Source organism: Clostridium sp. LIBA-8553, from assembly GCF_057782465.1.
This window is the reverse complement of the sequence record NZ_CM173489.1, coordinates 2,898,371-2,914,125: the sequence shown is the minus strand read 5'-3', so window position 1 is coordinate 2,914,125 and position 15,755 is coordinate 2,898,371. Positions and strand designations below refer to the sequence as shown.

Annotated in this window: 16 protein-coding genes; all 16 read left to right on the top strand. The window is 30.3% G+C overall.

Annotation, left to right across the window (positions count from 1 at the left end; genetic code table 11):
* Nucleotides 1-2 precede the first annotated feature (2 nt).
* Nucleotides 3-500 carry a rod shape-determining protein MreD gene (mreD, locus tag AC2JAQ_RS13010; RefSeq protein WP_488456826.1) on the top strand — a complete coding sequence of 166 codons (498 nt, stop codon included), beginning with the start codon at nt 3-5 and terminating at the stop codon, nt 498-500.
* A gap of 8 nt (nt 501-508) precedes the next feature.
* Nucleotides 509-3,541, top strand: coding sequence for a penicillin-binding transpeptidase domain-containing protein (locus AC2JAQ_RS13005; RefSeq protein ID WP_488456825.1), 3,033 nt, complete (start codon nt 509-511; stop codon nt 3,539-3,541).
* 258 nt (nt 3,542-3,799) lie between these two features.
* Nucleotides 3,800-4,435, top strand: a complete 636-nt coding sequence (minC, locus tag AC2JAQ_RS13000; protein WP_423239979.1) for a septum site-determining protein MinC — start codon at nt 3,800-3,802, stop codon at nt 4,433-4,435.
* 27 nt (nt 4,436-4,462) lie between these two features.
* Nucleotides 4,463-5,260: a septum site-determining protein MinD gene (gene minD, locus AC2JAQ_RS12995; RefSeq protein WP_423239980.1), complete on the top strand. Its 798-nt coding sequence runs from the start codon at nt 4,463-4,465 to the stop codon at nt 5,258-5,260.
* A 10-nt stretch (nt 5,261-5,270) separates the two neighbouring features.
* The gene (minE, locus tag AC2JAQ_RS12990; protein ID WP_423239981.1) at nt 5,271-5,543 is read left to right on the top strand and encodes a cell division topological specificity factor MinE; all 273 of its coding nucleotides are present in this window, start codon (nt 5,271-5,273) and stop codon (nt 5,541-5,543) included.
* A gap of 149 nt (nt 5,544-5,692) precedes the next feature.
* The gene (gene rodA / locus AC2JAQ_RS12985) at nt 5,693-6,817 is read left to right on the top strand and encodes a rod shape-determining protein RodA (RefSeq protein ID WP_488456824.1); all 1,125 of its coding nucleotides are present in this window, start codon (nt 5,693-5,695) and stop codon (nt 6,815-6,817) included.
* 199 nt (nt 6,818-7,016) lie between these two features.
* Entirely contained in the window at nt 7,017-7,883 is an 867-nt protein-coding gene (locus AC2JAQ_RS12980; protein ID WP_488456823.1) for a peptidoglycan DD-metalloendopeptidase family protein, read from the top strand.
* Complete coding sequence (locus tag AC2JAQ_RS12975; protein ID WP_488456822.1) at nt 7,870-8,724, top strand: site-2 protease family protein; 855 nt, start codon at nt 7,870-7,872, stop codon at nt 8,722-8,724. The genes AC2JAQ_RS12980 and AC2JAQ_RS12975 overlap by 14 nt, the downstream gene beginning before the upstream one ends.
* Nucleotides 8,725-8,855: 131 nt before the next feature.
* Complete coding sequence (locus AC2JAQ_RS12970) at nt 8,856-10,709, top strand: TIGR03960 family B12-binding radical SAM protein (protein ID WP_488456821.1); 1,854 nt, start codon at nt 8,856-8,858, stop codon at nt 10,707-10,709.
* Complete coding sequence (locus tag AC2JAQ_RS12965) at nt 10,693-11,394, top strand: TIGR03936 family radical SAM-associated protein (RefSeq protein WP_488456820.1); 702 nt, start codon at nt 10,693-10,695, stop codon at nt 11,392-11,394. The genes AC2JAQ_RS12970 and AC2JAQ_RS12965 overlap by 17 nt, the downstream gene beginning before the upstream one ends.
* Before the next feature lie 18 nt (nt 11,395-11,412).
* Complete coding sequence (locus AC2JAQ_RS12960) at nt 11,413-12,855, top strand: Rne/Rng family ribonuclease (RefSeq protein WP_488456819.1); 1,443 nt, start codon at nt 11,413-11,415, stop codon at nt 12,853-12,855.
* Nucleotides 12,856-12,980: 125 nt separating this feature from the next.
* Nucleotides 12,981-13,292, top strand: coding sequence for a 50S ribosomal protein L21 (gene rplU, locus AC2JAQ_RS12955; RefSeq protein ID WP_003452389.1), 312 nt, complete (start codon nt 12,981-12,983; stop codon nt 13,290-13,292).
* Between the two features lie 9 nt (nt 13,293-13,301).
* Nucleotides 13,302-13,673, top strand: coding sequence for a ribosomal-processing cysteine protease Prp (locus tag AC2JAQ_RS12950; RefSeq protein WP_423239988.1), 372 nt, complete (start codon nt 13,302-13,304; stop codon nt 13,671-13,673).
* 3 nt (nt 13,674-13,676) lie between these two features.
* A complete protein-coding gene (rpmA, locus tag AC2JAQ_RS12945) occupies nt 13,677-13,979 on the top strand; it encodes a 50S ribosomal protein L27 (RefSeq protein WP_423239989.1) in 303 nt (100 codons plus the stop codon).
* 168 nt (nt 13,980-14,147) lie between these two features.
* Nucleotides 14,148-15,434: a GTPase ObgE gene (gene obgE / locus AC2JAQ_RS12940; protein WP_488456818.1), complete on the top strand. Its 1,287-nt coding sequence runs from the start codon at nt 14,148-14,150 to the stop codon at nt 15,432-15,434.
* Nucleotides 15,435-15,451: 17 nt separating this feature from the next.
* The gene (gene yhbY, locus AC2JAQ_RS12935; RefSeq protein WP_488456817.1) at nt 15,452-15,754 is read left to right on the top strand and encodes a ribosome assembly RNA-binding protein YhbY; all 303 of its coding nucleotides are present in this window, start codon (nt 15,452-15,454) and stop codon (nt 15,752-15,754) included.
* Nucleotide 15,755 lies beyond the last annotated feature (1 nt).

The window sequence follows — 15,755 nt, the reverse complement described above, 5'->3', positions numbered from 1 at the left end:
AATTGAAGAGAGTAATACTAATATTAATATGTCTTTTACTATTTATAATAGATAATACCTTAGTGCCCTTCTTTGCAATAAAAGGTGTTTATCCTAGTTTATTATTCACCTTTGCTGTTCTATATGCTCTTATGAGTGGTTATTGGGAAGCAGTGTTTATAGGAGTATTATCTGGTTTTCTTCAAGACGTTTATTTTGTAAATGTCTTTGGGGTAAATATGTTAGTAAATATGTTAATATGTTTAATAGCAGCTTATATTGGAGAAAGTGTATTTAAACATAAGAGGATGATTCCAATATTATCAGTAGGTCTACTTACCATAATAAAGTTTTTTGCTGTAGCTCTTATATTAAGGTTTATAAATATAAGAATAAACTTATTAAGCTTTTGGATTATGGCACTTTACAACGTGGTTATAGGATTCTTTATGTATAATTTGGTCTATAAGTTATGCAATAGAGAGCTTATGAAGAGAGATTGGAAAATAAGTAAAAAATAGGTGGTTGCATGAGAAGTATGAAGAATGGAAGGACGCCCATAGATAGATATAAAGTTCTCATAGGAATAATGATAATAGTATTTGTATCTATAGTAGTAAGGTTAGTTTATCTTCAAGTATTCAATTATGACGAATATAAGCAGAGAGCTGATACTAGATCTATGAGATTTCTATCAGATCAGGCTCCAAGAGGTAAAATTTATGATTCAAACGGGGATATTTTAGCTACCAATAGACAGACATATACATTAACTTTTACTGAAACAGATGAGTCAAAGAAGAATTTCTACAATACAATAGATAAAGTTTATGATATTTTAAAACAGAATAATCAAGCTATACTTGATAACTTCAAACTTAGAATTGATGAAAATGGAAAACTTTATTTTGATGTTTCAGGAGATGCAGAAAAATTAAGATTTTTAAAAGATAGAGGACTTGGTGATGAGGTTAAAAATACTCTTTATAAAAATAAAGAGGGAGATTTAACAGCGGAAGAAGAAGATAAAATAGACCAAGAACTTCTAAAGATTACTCCAGAACAAGCTTTTGACTATTTAGTTAAGGAGTATAAATTATATGATGTGTTAAATCCAACTGAAGAAGAAGCAAAAGCATATGCAAAAATGAAACCAGAAGAAATAACTGATATTATTTTAAAAAAATATTCTCTACAAGATATAAGAGGATACATGGTTGTTAAAGATGCTATAAAAATGCAAAGTTTCTCTGGATATAAACCAGTTACAATAGCTAAGGATATAAATAAGGATACTGCATTTATATTCTACCAAAGACTTAATGATTTACCAGGTATAGATGTATCCATTGAACCTATGAGATATTATCCATACAATGAATTAGGATCTTCATTCTTAGGTTACGTAGCTTCTATAAATGGAGATCAAAAAGCTAAGTATGAAGCTAGAGGATATGATGCTTCTACTGATTTAATAGGAAAAGCTGGTATAGAAGCAGCCTTTGAAAATGAGTTAAAAGGGGTTAAGGGTGGTACTACAGTTAAGGTAAACTCATCTGGTAGAAAAACAGAAGAACTTTATGACTTAGAATCTTACCCAGGAAATAATGTTCATTTAACTATAGATAAGGACATTCAATATTCAGCTGAGACTATGATGAAGAGTGTTTTAGATCGTCTGCAAAACAGGAATCCTGATTCAGATGTAAATACGAAAAATGCTACAAGAGGAGCAGCTGTTGCTATAGAAGTAGATACAGGGAGAGTTTTAGCTTTAGTAAGTTATCCAGGATTTAATCCAAATGAGTTTGCTAAGGGAGAACTTGATCCAGCTGTGGCAAAAGAATACTTTCAACCAGATTATGAAGCCTTTGCTCAACAGTTTATAGCTAGGAATGCTTTAAATAAAACTGTAGATGATCTCTTCCCTAAGAATGCTAAAACAGGAGTAAGAGAAGATTTATATGATCTTTATCCAAAAAGATTTTATAACTATGCTACTTTAGGAATGGTTGCACCAGGATCTACATTTAAGCCAGTTACAGCAACTGCTGCCTTAGAAGAAGGAGTTATAACTCCAAATTCAACAGTTACTGCAAATGGTTATAACTTTGGAGCTTCTTATCCTGAAATATTTGGTACTAATCCAGCCAATTTTCCAAGAGATAAAAACTATCAAGGAACAGCAGATTTATATATAGCCTTAATGAAGTCATCAAACTCATATTTCTTTGATGCAGCTGTAAAGATGTATTACAAAAATGGGGGAGATCCATATGGTGACGGAAGATACAAGAAGAGTAGTATACAAGCTTTAGATTCAGTTGCAAAATATGCATGGCAGTTTGGATTAGGAGTGGACCCTAATTCAGATCAAAAGGCCTCTACAGGGATTGAAATTTCTGAAAATTTCGGTCAAGTTTATAACTTTGAATCTTATAAAAAACAAACAATAGCGCTTATGAGATTTACCTTAGTTGATTCACTTGAAAAAGGAACTTTTGTGAACTCTTCTTCTCCTGATTTTCCACAGGTAAATATAGGAGTTAATGATAGAGATTCTAAGGAATTAGCTGCTGCTAAAGAAGCTATAAAGAAGGATATTGAAGATTCTTTAAATAAAATAGGTGATGGAAATACTATTGATGAAAAAGCTTTGTCAGAAGCCTTAACAAAGGATTTCAAAACTTTATATGATATAGATCCTACATATCAAGAAAGTATTAAAAACTTTAGTGGAATAAAGGCTAAGGATGAAGCTGAAAAAGTTGATAAAGCAATAAGCTTAACTGTTCAAAGAACAGTTGCTTGGGTTGTTGGAGATATTGCTTACCAAATAGTTTCACCAAGAAACCTTACTGACTCTGCTATAGGACAGAGTATAAGTAACTTTACTCCAGTACAACTTGCAAGTTATGTTGCAACCTTAGCAAATGGGGGAACAAGATATAAAACTCATTTAGTTGATAAAATAACAGATGCACAAGGAAATGTAGTGGAGGAGTTCAAACCAGAGGTATTAAATAAAGTTAATATGTCTAAGACAACATTAGATGCTATTAAAGAAGGAATGAGAAGAGTTGAAGCAACAGGTACAGCATCAGGAGTTATGGGAACTTTTCCAATAGCTACTGCAGGTAAAACTGGTACAGCAACCTTTAGAAATGACCAATCAGATTATGGTAGAACAGACTATGGGGTATATATATCATTTGCTCCTTTAGATAATCCTAAAATAGCTGTAGCAACAGTAATTTATGATGGTGGTCATGGTTACTATGGTGCGGCTATAGCAAGAGCTATTTATGAAACTTATTATAGAGATCAACTAAAAGCACAAGGATATAAGCCTACTGATCTAGATGGTAATCCATATGATTACTCATTAAATCCGCCTTTAGAAAACATAAAGGATGGAAATATAAATAGTAAGGTTGAAAATGCAGAATTAGATTCAACAGGAAAACCTGTTGGAGAAACACCAAATAATAATTCTGAAAATAAACAAGAAAATAAAGTTCAAAATAATGCAACACAAGGTAATCAAAATATAGTTGATTAATGTGAATAAAAGCCTATAGAAATTAATTCTGTAGGCTTTTTTTATATGAATTTTATTATAATTAAAGCTAATAATTAAACATATTCTCATTAAGTTTTGAAAATATGGTTGTTTTTTTCAAAATTTTACTACATTATTTCATAAAGTTCTTTTATAAATTAAAAATAATTTATATAATATAAAGTGAGAATTAAATTATTGTATATAGTTTACCTTAAAAATAAAAGGGGTTGGATGCTTGGAGGATAGTAATTTACTATGCGTGATGATAGAATTTTTATAAAAGGAAACAAACAAGGAATAAATGCCATAATCAATATGGATAAATTTGGTAATTTCGATGAGATGCTTGATTCTTTAGTTGAAAAGTTAAGTAGAGGAAAGAAATTTTATAAAGGAGCTACTTTAACTGTAACTACTGATTTAAATTATATAAATGAGAGACAGATATCAAAGTTAAAAGATGTACTTTTTGATGAAATTCTTATAAAGGATTGTATATTCGAAGAACGATTAGAAAAGCAAAGCAATGTTTTTTCTGGGGTTCATGAAGGAAGAACAAAGTTTATAAGAAAGACTGTTAGAAGTGGTCAATGTTTGAATTATGCAGGGAATCTAATAATAATTGGTGACGTTAATAATGGTGGAGAAGTTAGAGCTCATGGAAATGTAATTGTCTTAGGGGATTTAAAAGGAAAGGTTTTTGCAGGAGATAATGGAAATGAAAATGCTATTATTGCTGCCTATTCTTTAGAACCAGAGCTTATTTCTATATCAGGTAAAATAACAATATCACCAGATGATTTTGAAAGAACTGGATATCCAGAGGTTGCTAGATTGAATGAAAATAATATAATAGTAGAGCCGTATTTACCGGATAAATATTCTTATTAAGATTACATATTTAATGGAGGGAAAGTAATGGGAGTATCGATAGTAATAACATCAGGAAAAGGTGGAGTTGGGAAAACAACTACTACAGCAAACATTGGGACAGCGTTAGCAGCACAAGGCAAGAAAGTTGTTGTTGTTGATGGAGATACAGGTTTAAGAAACTTAGATGTACTAATGGGATTAGAAAATAGAATTGTTTATACAGTAATTGATGTAATTGAAAATAGATGTAGAACTAAACAAGCGCTAATAAGAGATAAAAGATTTAATAACTTATTCTTATTACCAACAGCTCAAACTAAGGACAAGAATGATATAAGCCCTGAGCAAATGCTAAGATTAGTTAACGAATTAAAAGAAGAGTTTGATTATGTAATATTAGATTGTCCAGCTGGTATAGAGCAAGGATTTGAAAATGCAATAGTTGGAGCAGATAGAGCTATAGTTGTTGTTAACCCAGAAATAACTTCTGTAAGAGACGCAGATAGAGTTATTGGAAAGCTTGATGCTAAGGGATTAGAAAACCATGAGGTTATAGTAAATAGATTAAATTATGAAATGACTAAAAAAGGTGATATGTTAGACATTTCAGATATTATAGAAACTCTTTCAGTAAAACTTTTAGGAGTTGTACCAGATGATAGAAATATAACAGTTTCTACTAATAAGGGAGAGCCAATAGTTTTAGATGAAAAAGCTAGTGCTGGACAAGCATTTAGAAACATAGGAAGAAGAATAACAGGGGAAGATGTTCCAATAATGGATTTAAACACAGAACATCAAGGTATATTTAGTTCAATATTAAAATTATTTAGAAGAGGGTAGGTGAGAAAAAATGAGTTTTTTAAATGTTTTTTCTAGCAAACCTACACCGAAACAAGTTGCTAAAGATAGACTAAAGGTTATATTAATACATGATAGAGGAGAACTATCAGATGAAGTCTTAGATAAAATAAGATTAGAGATATTAGAAGTTCTTTCTAAGTATGTTGAAATTGAAAATGAGGATGTTGACATAACTGTTACAAAGTCAAATCCAATAGAAGGTGAATCACCATCTTTAGTAGCAAATATTCCTATAAAGAATATAAAAGGAAAAGCTAGATAAGTTAAAAGGATATAAGCTATTTCAAGTTTATTGAGATAGCTTTTTCTTAATCTTTTAAAAAGTTCAGAATTTTGTAATTCAAAATAGGTAAAAATAAAGTATTATATAAATAGTCATGTTAAATAAATAAAGTTTATGGAGGTACTATAATGCTTAGTAGACTAAAACTAGATAGTAAACTAAGAAGAGAAATTGATTATAAGCTTTTAGTATCTATGGTAATAATAATACTCTTTGGAATATTGAACATATATTTAGGAACAAAATCTCAATATGGAGTATTTTTTGCTAAGAAACAATTCATATGGTTTATAATATCAATGTGTGTTTTGTACATATTACTTTTGTGGGATTATAACATAATTTACAATTATGTTGGGATATTCTATTGGGGATCAATAGTATTACTTATAATAACTAGGTTTGCAGGTAGTGTAATAAATGGTGCTAGAGGATGGATTGTATTGGGACCAGTAAGTATTCAGCCTTCGGAAATAGCCAAAATAGCTATGATACTTATGCTCGCCAAAAAGATGGATGAAATTGATTTAAGAATAAATGACTTGAGAAATTTTCTTAAGGTTGCAATGTATGCAATAATACCAATGATATTTATAGTTGTACAACCTGATATGGGGATGACTATGGTTTGCTTCTTTATAGCTCTTGGGATATTTTTTGCAGCTGGGCTAGATATGAAAGTAATTGGCGCAGGACTTTTATCAATAGTAGTTGCAATAGCCTTAGTTTGGAATTCAGGGGTTATAAAAGATTACCAAAAACAAAGACTTGTTGGTTTTTTAAATCCTGATGGTGATGAATTAGGTATAAATCTTCAATTAACTCAATCTAAAATAGGGATTGGATCAGGAGGATTTTTTGGAACAGGACTAGACTTAAAAGGAGAGGCTGGAGGATATTCTTCAGAATTCGTTCCAGAAAGACAAACAGACTTCATATTTGCTGTAATAGGAGAGCATTGGGGGACTTTAGGAGGTATATTCCTTTTAACATTGTATGCCATAATGATATATAGAATAATAATGACATCGAAGACCTCTAAGGACGTATTTGGCTCCATAATATGTGTAGGATTTGCTTCCTATTTTATATTTGCTATACTACAAAATATAGGTATGACAATTGGTATAATGCCTATAACAGGAATAACCTTGCCATTAGTAAGTTACGGAGGTAGTTCTCTGTTGACAACAGTAATGAGTGTGGGGTTAGTTTTAAATATATCAATGAGAAAGAAAAAATTAAAATTCTAAATAAAAATAAAAGCATGGAAATCAAACTTAGGTTTCTGTGCTTTTATTTTTTTGAATTGTATATTACTTCAAATATCTTGTTTAATATTAGTAAAAAAATTTCTTTGAATTGCCCTTCAGTTTATATTAAGTAGTTCTATAAAATGCATATAAAAAATATATATTAAGTATCATTGTAGATTAAAGAAAGGGGAAGAATATGGGGAATTATAGCAGAGAATATGAGAAGTATTATAGAAAAATAAACAAAATTAACAAGGCTTCTCCTAGTTATGAAATGAAATTGAATAATGATAGAAATTACAGAGAAAAAAAGAAAGAAAACTTAGGAAAATATATAGTTAAAGATGTTTTATTTTCATCAATTTTTAGTTGTTTTATTTTTTTTAGCTTTTTTATAATGAATCAAGTAGAAAATGAGTTTTTAGGCGGATTATGCAATAAATTTAAAGAGGTTATATCAACAGATGGATATTATAAAGAAGTAGCATTAAATGAAAGTAAAATAGTGTCTGCTATTAGTAGAAGTATTGGTGATAGTGGAATTTTAAAGAAAGTAAGTGGAGAAAATGGATTAAGTAATCTTCAAGAGGAAAAAACTAAAGAATCTAATACAGAAAATAATAAGGATATAATTGGATTTGATAATTTTGAAGTTATTGAAAAAAATTCTATGGATTTTTTAAGAGAGAGTAAGATTGTTCCTTTTAAAGGAAGTGTTAAAAATTTGGAGAGTTCTGATTTAGAAGGAGAAAAATTATATTTAAATGGTAAAAAAGGAGAAGTAAAAAGTTTATTAAAAGGAACCATAAGTGAAGTCAAAAAGGTGGAAGAAACATATAGTGTTAAAGTGAAGCATGGAGATGGTTTAGAAATTTTATATCATAATCTTGATGATGTAATTAAAAAAGAAGGGGATAGTATAGAAGGGGATGAAGTAATAGGAAGTTCTTCTGAAAATAAAAAGGCGGAAGGATTAATACTTCAGGTATTATTAGAAAATAAGTATGTTAATCCAGAGGAAAACTTAGGTTTCCTAGGAGTTGAAAGCAGTGACAATAAATAAAAAAATAGTGGCTCAACTAATAATATTTTTTACTTTAGGATTTATATTTGATTTATCCCTAGCCTTTTTTTGGATTATAATACATGAGTTAACTCATTATTTTGTTGTGTTAAAACTAAATATAGAATCTGAAAAATTTAAGCTTCATGTTTTAGGTGCTAGATTAGAAATTAAAGACTATGAGGATTTAAGTTCTAGAGAAAAATTAATAATATGCATGGCTGGACCAATTTTAAACTGTGTTGCGGCTATTGTTTTCTTTTGTATATATAAGTTCTTTTTAAAAAGTGAATATATTTATTCTTCTTATGAAATAAATTTAGTTTTATTTATTTTTAATTTGCTTCCTACATATCCTTTAGATGGGGGGAAAATATTAGGTGCGATTTTAGAAGAAAAAATGATATTTAAAGACGTTAATGAGGTATTGATTAAGATAAGTTATTTATTTGGTATAGCCTTTATCTTACTTTCTATATTAGGAATTTTCATTTTAGGTAAATTTAATATAACAAGTATATTAGCAGGCGTATTTATAATCTATTTAAGTTATAGTGAAAGAAGAAAGGTAATGTATATAATTATGAGTGATATAACGAAAAAGAAGGAACGATTAATTAATAAAAAATACATAGACAGTAGAATCACTTCCGTATATTGTGAACAAGATATGGTTAATCTTCTTAAAATTATTGATAAAAATAGATTTAATATATTTTATGTTTTGGATGAGGAGATGAATATACTTTATATCTTGAAAGAGAATGAAATAATAGAGATATTAAAGACCATTGGAAATATGAATTTAAGAGAATATTACACTAAGTATAGAAAAGAATAAATATATTGGTTATAATTATTCTTTGTGATAGAATATAAGTTGTTAATATGAGAGAAGTATAATAAGTATACTTCTCTTTTTATTATAGATATTAGCTTTAATATTTTTATAGAAATGTAGGAGGAAACTAAATGGTAAGAATAACTGATGATATTTTATATAAAGTTGAGAAACCATCTAGATATGTAGGTGGAGAACTTAACGAAGTAATAAAAGACCCAAAAGAAGTTGACATAAGATTTGGATTCTGTTTCCCAGATGTTTACGAAGTAGGAATGTCTCACTTAGGATCAAGAATTTTATATCATGTTTTAAATGAAAGAAAAGATACATATTGTGAAAGAGTATATGCTCCATGGCCAGATATGGAAAAACTTATGAGAGAAAATAATGTACCTCTATATGCTCTAGAAACTAAAGATCCTATAAGTGAGTTTCAATTTTTAGGATTTACTCTTCAATACGAAATGAGTTATACAAATATATTAAACATGTTAAACATGGGGGGAGTACCATTAAGAGCATCAGAAAGAAAAGGTAATGACCCTATAGTAGTTGTTGGAGGACCTTGTGCATACAATCCAGAGCCAATATACGATATAGTTGATATAGTTCAATTAGGAGAGGGAGAAGAGGCAATAAATGATCTTTTAGACCTTTATCAAAAACACAAAGATAACTTTGATAGAGAAGCTTATTTAAGAGAAGCAAGTCATATTCAAGGTGTTTATGTTCCTTCATTATATGATGTTACATACAACGAAGATGGAACAATAAAAGAGTTTTCACCTAAATATGATGATGTTCCTAAAAAAGTTAAAAAGAGAATAGTTAATAACTTTGATAAAGTTGAATTCCCAGATAGTTTAATAGTTCCTTATAGTGAAATAGTTCATGATAGAGTTGTTTTAGAATTATTTAGAGGATGTACTAATGGATGTAGATTCTGTCAAGCTGGGATGATATATAGACCAGTTAGAGAAAAGAGTAGAAAAACTTTAGTTGAGCAGGCTAGAAAGATGCTTAAGGCTACGGGATATGATGAGGTTTCACTAGTTTCATTAAGTACTTGTGACTACTCAGATATACAGGGATTAGTAACAGATCTTATAGAAGAACATGGAAAGAATAATGTAAGTGTTGCTTTACCTTCAATAAGAGTTGATGCTTTCTCAGTTGATCTTTTAAAAGAGATTCAAAAGGTTAGAAAAACAGGTTTAACTTTTGCTCCAGAAGCAGGTTCTCAAAGAATGAGAGATGTTATAAACAAAGGTTTAACAGAAGAAAGAATATTAGAAGCAGCTAAAAATGCTTTTGAATCAGGATGGAGTACATTAAAATTATACTTCATACTTGGAGTTCCTTATGAAACAGTTGAGGATGCTGCAGAAGTAGGATTATTAGCTGAAAAAATAGCTGATCAATACTTTGCTGTACCTAAACATATAAGAAATAAAGGACTTAGAATTACAGTAAGTACTTCTATATTAGTACCAAAGCCATTTACACCATTCCAATGGGCTCCAATGGAGAAAATGGATGTTGTAACTGAAAAGATAAAAGCTGTTAAAGGCGCTATAAAATCAAGAAGTATAGTTTACAACTATCATGAGCAAAAAACATCATATATGGAAGCTGTTTTAGCTAGAGGAGATAGAAGACTTTGTGATGTATTAATAAAAGCTTATGAAAAAGGCGCTAAGTTTGATGGATGGTCAGAATACTTCAACTTTGAATTATGGCAAGAAGCTATGGCTGAGTGTAATGTAGATGGAGATTTCTATGCTTATAGAGAAAGAAGCTATGACGAAGTTTTACCTTGGGACTTCATAGACATTGGAGTTACAAGAAAATATCTTGAAAGAGAGAATGAAAAGGCAAAAACTGCTGAACTTACTCAAAACTGTAGAAAAGGATGTACAGGTTGTGGAGTAAATGTAAACTTTAAAGATGGGGAGTGTTTTGAAGGTGCGATACTTAATTAAATTTACTAAGGATGCAGATATAAAGTTTATTTCTCACTTAGATTTAATGAGAACAATTCAAAGAATAGTAAGAAGAGCTGGTCTTCCAGTTGAATATTCAAAGGGATTCAATCCTCATATGGCCTTAGCAATAGCACAACCTTTATCAGTTGGTGTTTATTCTGAGGGAGATTATTTAGACTTAAATCTAGAAGAGGATATGAATGAAGAGGCAGTAAGAGAACAATTAAATGAATTCTCAGCAAAAGGAATTAGATTTTTAGAAGTTTCAAAGAGTCCAGTTATCCATAATGTCAAGAGATTACCTGCAGCTATGGCACTTTTAGATGCGGCTAACTATACTATAAAAATAAAATATAATGATGTTTCTAAAGCTGAAGAAGAAGTTAATGCTTTAATGGCTAAAAAAGAAATAATAACAATAAAGAAAACTAAAAAAGGTGAAAAAGAAGCTGATATAAAACCATTTATAAAAGAGTTTAAATGTTGGACTAAAGACGACTATTTAATTGTTAATACAACTATAAGTTGTGGAAGTAGAGAAAATCTTTCAGCAGATCTTTTAGCTAATGTTATAAAACAAAATACTTCAAATGTTAATGAGGAAGCTTTCGTAGAAATAAAAAGAGTTGAGATGTACGCATACAAAGGGGATACCTTAGTTCCTCTATATAAATACATCTAAAAATTAGGAAGTGAATTCATGAGAGATATATACGTAGAAAGAAGAGAAAATTTATTAAGAGTTGCTATAAAGAAAAATAATCTTTTAAGTGAGTGCTATATAGAAGAAGAGAGTTTAGAGCCTGTTCCAGGAGAAATATATAAGGGCATAGTTAAGAGAGTAGTTCCAGGAATAAAAAGTGCCTTTATAGATATAGGCTACAATAAACAAGCTTATATGGTAATTGGAGAAGAGGATAAAGATTTAAAACAAGGTGATGGAGTAATTGTTGAAGTACTAAAGGAACAGCTTGGAAATAAAGGGGCTAAGGTTACCTCAAAGATTTCTCTAGCAGGAAGATACTGTGTTTTAGAGACTTCAAGAAATGATATTTCAGTTTCAAGAAAAATAGAAAATTTAGAGTTTAAACAAGAGCTTGAGAATTCATTGTTAAAACCAAGTGAAGTAGGAGTTACAGTTAGAACTAAAGCTCAATTTTCTACTTTAGATGAAATTCAAGATGAAATTGAAGAGTTATATAGAGTCTATAAAGATGTAATAAGAGAAGGAAAATTTTCATTAAACCCAAAAAGATTATTTGGAAAAGGCGACCTTATAAACAAGATAATTAGAGATGATATTGATGCTGATACATCTTCAATAATTGTTGATTCATTAGAAGACTATGAAAGAATAAAAGATAGTATTTCTAACTCAGAATATTTAAAGGTAATTTTATATGATGAGGTAAGAAGTCTTTTTGATTATTATGGAATAGAAAAAGAAATTCTTAGCCTTAGAAATAATAGAGTTAATTTAAGCTGTGGTGGAGATATAGTTATTGAAAAGACTGAGGCTATGTATGTTATAGATGTAAATTCAGGAAAGAATACAAATCATAGAAATAAAGAAAAAACTGCTTATGAAACTAATAAAAATGCAGCAAAAGAAATTGCTAGGCAAATTAAGATTAGAAATTTAGGTGGAATAATCTTAGTTGATTTTATAGATATGTATTCACAAGAAAACAAAAGAAAAATCTTAGAGCTTTTAAAAGAAGAGTTTAAAAGTGATAGTCAAAGAGCTAAGATATTCCCTTTTACAGAGCTTGGTTTAGTACAAATAACTAGATATAGAAAAGGGAAAAGCATTTATGAATATATAGAAGAAAATTGTCCAGCATGTAATGGTCATGGAAAAAGATTAAAGTTATCTTATATAAATCTTCTTTTAAGAAATGAGATTTTAAAGAAAAATGGTGAAGGAAAGATAAAAGATTTTCATCTAGAAATAAACTCTATTTATGAAAAAGATATTAGAGGAAATATATTTGAGTTTTTGAAAGAAATTGGAGCATTAAATTTAAATATATACTTAACTTTTCAAGAATCTAAAGATTTTTATAAAGTAGAACCATTGATCTTTAAAAATCAAATAGAAAGCGTAAGTGAGTATTTGGTGAAGAATATCGAAAAATATTAAATTTAGCTTTACAAAAGATGGTGGCTGTGATAGAATGGCTTTTGTAAACCGCTCACGAATAGGTTCCGAAAATAACTTTTAAAGTTATACCTTAAGTGGCGAGACCGTTATGAGGAGGTGTTTTAATGTACGCAGTATTAACTACAGGAGGAAAACAATACAGAGTTCAAGAAGGAGACGTATTATTCGTTGAAAAACTTAACGCTGAAGTTGACTCAACAGTTGAATTAACAGAGGTTCTTGCAGTCGCTAAAGACGGAGAAATCAAAGTTGGTGCACCAGTAGTTGAGGGTGCTAAGGTTGTAGCAAAAGTATTAGCTCAAGGAAAAGCTAAGAAAGTTGTTGTATTCAAATACAAGAGAAAGAAAGACTACAGAAGAAAAAATGGTCACAGACAACCTTACACTAAGATCGTTATCGAAAAGATCGAAGCTTAATTTTTTGATATGATTAAAGTTAAATTTCAATCAAGAGAAGATAACATAATTTCCTTCACTATAAAAGGACACGCGATGCAATGCAGAGATGCGGTTCTAGCTGGAGAGGCGTACGATATGATATGTAATTCCGTATCAGTATTATCTCAAAGCGCAATCATTGGTTTAGATGAAGTGTTAAAGCTTAATGTAAACTATGAAATGAGTGATGGATATTTAAAACTAGATCTGAATGGGTTTACTCAGGAAGAGATAGTTGAAGCTCAGGTTTTACTTAAAACTTTTGAAATGAGCTTAGCGAGTCTAGTCCTAGGGCTGGATAGCAGTTTAGGAAAGAAAACGCGTTGTAAATATATAGAGATAATAAAAGAGGAGGTGTAGACTATGTTAATAATGAACCTTCAATTATTTGCACATAAAAAAGGGGTTGGTAGCTCAAAGAACGGTAGAGATTCTGAGAGTAAAAGACTTGGTGTTAAATGTGCAGATGGACAATTCGTTCTTGCTGGAAACATATTAGTAAGACAAAGAGGAACTAAGATTCATCCAGGCGCTAACGTAGGTAAAGGTGGAGACGATACTTTATTCGCTAAAATCGATGGTGTTGTTAGATACGAGAGACTTGGAAGAGACAAGAAAAAAGCTTCTGTTTACCCAGTAAACGTAGAAGAAGTTATAGCTGAATAATATATTTAGTTTTATAAAAGCACCCTTACTGAGGGTGCTTTTTGATTAAGTATAAAATTTTTTTATTATATGAGAGCATGGCATTTAAAAAAGCTGTGTTTTTATATTAAACTAAGGTTATAATATACTAAAAAGGTACATTTTATAGAGAAAGCAAGGTGAGAAAACATGTTTATAGATACGGCCAAGATATTTGTGAAATCTGGAGATGGTGGTCACGGTTCTGTTTCTTTTAGAAGAGAAAAGTATGTTCCACTTGGAGGACCAGATGGTGGAGATGGTGGTAAAGGGGGAGATGTAACTTTTAAAGTTAACCCTGGAATGACAACTCTTTTAGATTTCAAATATAAGAGAAAATTCGTAGCAGGCAGAGGACAAGACGGTCAAGGTTCTAAATGTTACGGAAGAGATGGAGAAAATTTAATAGTAGAAGTTCCAATGGGAACAATTGTAAGAGATGTTGAAACTAATAAAGTAATGGCAGACCTTTCTCATAGAGATGATGAATTTACTATCTGTAGAGGTGGTAAAGGTGGTAAAGGTAACTGCAAATTCTGTACACCAACAAGACAGGCACCAACTTTTGCAGAGCCTGGAATGCCAGGAGAAGAAAGATGGGTTGCATTAGAGTTAAAACTTTTAGCTGACGTTGGTCTTTTAGGATTCCCTAACGTTGGTAAATCAACTTTCCTTTCAGTAGTAACAAAGGCTAAACCAAAGATAGCTAACTATCACTTCACAACTTTAAAACCTAATTTAGGTGTTGTTGCAGTACCAGGAATAGAGCCATTCGTTATGGCAGATATACCAGGTATTATAGAGGGAGCTTCTGAGGGTGTTGGACTTGGATTAGACTTCTTAAGACATATAGAAAGAACAAGACTTTTAATACATGTTGTTGATATATCAGGTATTGAAGGTAGAGATGCTATAGAAGACTTCAAGAGAATAAATGAAGAATTAAAGAACTATAGCGTTAAACTTTGGGATAGACCTCAAATAGTTGTTGCAAACAAATGCGATATGCTATTTGATGAAGAAGTTTTTGAGAACTTTAAAGCTGAAGTTAATAAAATGGGCTTTGATAAAGTATTTAAAATGTCAGCAGCTACTTCACAAGGAGTAGAGGAAGTAATCAAAGAAGCGGCTAGAATGCTTAAAGATATTCCTGTAACTGATTTAGAAATCCCAGAAGATGAAAGATTCATCCCAGAAGAGAAGAAGTTTACATATACTATAAATCCAATAGAAGAAGATGGATTAAAAGTTTATGTCGTAGAAGGTTCATTTGTAGACAGATTATTATTAGCTGTTAATGTAAATGATCCAGATTCATTAAGATACTTCCATAAGGTTCTTAATAATAAGGGAATATTCCAAGAATTAAGAGAAATGGGAATAGAAGATGGAGATATGGTAAGATTAAATGACTTCGAGTTTGAATACTTACTATAATTAATGGAGGATAAATAATGATAACAACAAAACAAAGAGCATATTTAAGAGGATTAGGTGCTAAATTAACTCCTATATTCCAAATAGGAAAAAATGGAATAGAAGAGAACTTCTTAAAGCAAGTTGATGATGCTTTAGAAGCAAGAGAAATTTTAAAGATAAACGTTCTTGAAAACAGTGGATTAGAGACAAGAGAAGCTTCAAATTTCATCTGCGAAAGATTAAACTGTGAAGGAGTTCAATCTATAGGAAACAAGATAGTTCTTTACAGAGCATCAAAAAATAATCCTAAGATAGAATTACCTAAAAAAGGGAAGTAAT

Bases quoted from the DNA above. Each gene is read 5' to 3' on its own strand.
- minC (WP_423239979.1), top strand. From the start codon at position 3,800: ATGCGTGATGATAGAATTTTTATAAAAGGAAACAAACAAGGAATAAAT.
- yhbY (WP_488456817.1), top strand. From the start codon at position 15,452: ATGATAACAACAAAACAAAGAGCATATTTAAGAGGATTAGGTGCTAAA.
- AC2JAQ_RS12960 (WP_488456819.1), top strand. From the start codon at position 11,413: ATGAGAGATATATACGTAGAAAGAAGAGAAAATTTATTAAGAGTTGCT.
- minE (WP_423239981.1), top strand. From the start codon at position 5,271: ATGAGTTTTTTAAATGTTTTTTCTAGCAAACCTACACCGAAACAAGTT.
- AC2JAQ_RS12970 (WP_488456821.1), top strand. From the start codon at position 8,856: ATGGTAAGAATAACTGATGATATTTTATATAAAGTTGAGAAACCATCT.
- rpmA (WP_423239989.1), top strand. From the start codon at position 13,677: ATGTTAATAATGAACCTTCAATTATTTGCACATAAAAAAGGGGTTGGT.
- AC2JAQ_RS12950 (WP_423239988.1), top strand. From the start codon at position 13,302: ATGATTAAAGTTAAATTTCAATCAAGAGAAGATAACATAATTTCCTTC.
- minD (WP_423239980.1), top strand. From the start codon at position 4,463: ATGGGAGTATCGATAGTAATAACATCAGGAAAAGGTGGAGTTGGGAAA.
- AC2JAQ_RS13005 (WP_488456825.1), top strand. From the start codon at position 509: ATGAGAAGTATGAAGAATGGAAGGACGCCCATAGATAGATATAAAGTT.
- AC2JAQ_RS12980 (WP_488456823.1), top strand. From the start codon at position 7,017: ATGGGGAATTATAGCAGAGAATATGAGAAGTATTATAGAAAAATAAAC.
- rplU (WP_003452389.1), top strand. From the start codon at position 12,981: ATGTACGCAGTATTAACTACAGGAGGAAAACAATACAGAGTTCAAGAA.
- obgE (WP_488456818.1), top strand. From the start codon at position 14,148: ATGTTTATAGATACGGCCAAGATATTTGTGAAATCTGGAGATGGTGGT.
- rodA (WP_488456824.1), top strand. From the start codon at position 5,693: ATGCTTAGTAGACTAAAACTAGATAGTAAACTAAGAAGAGAAATTGAT.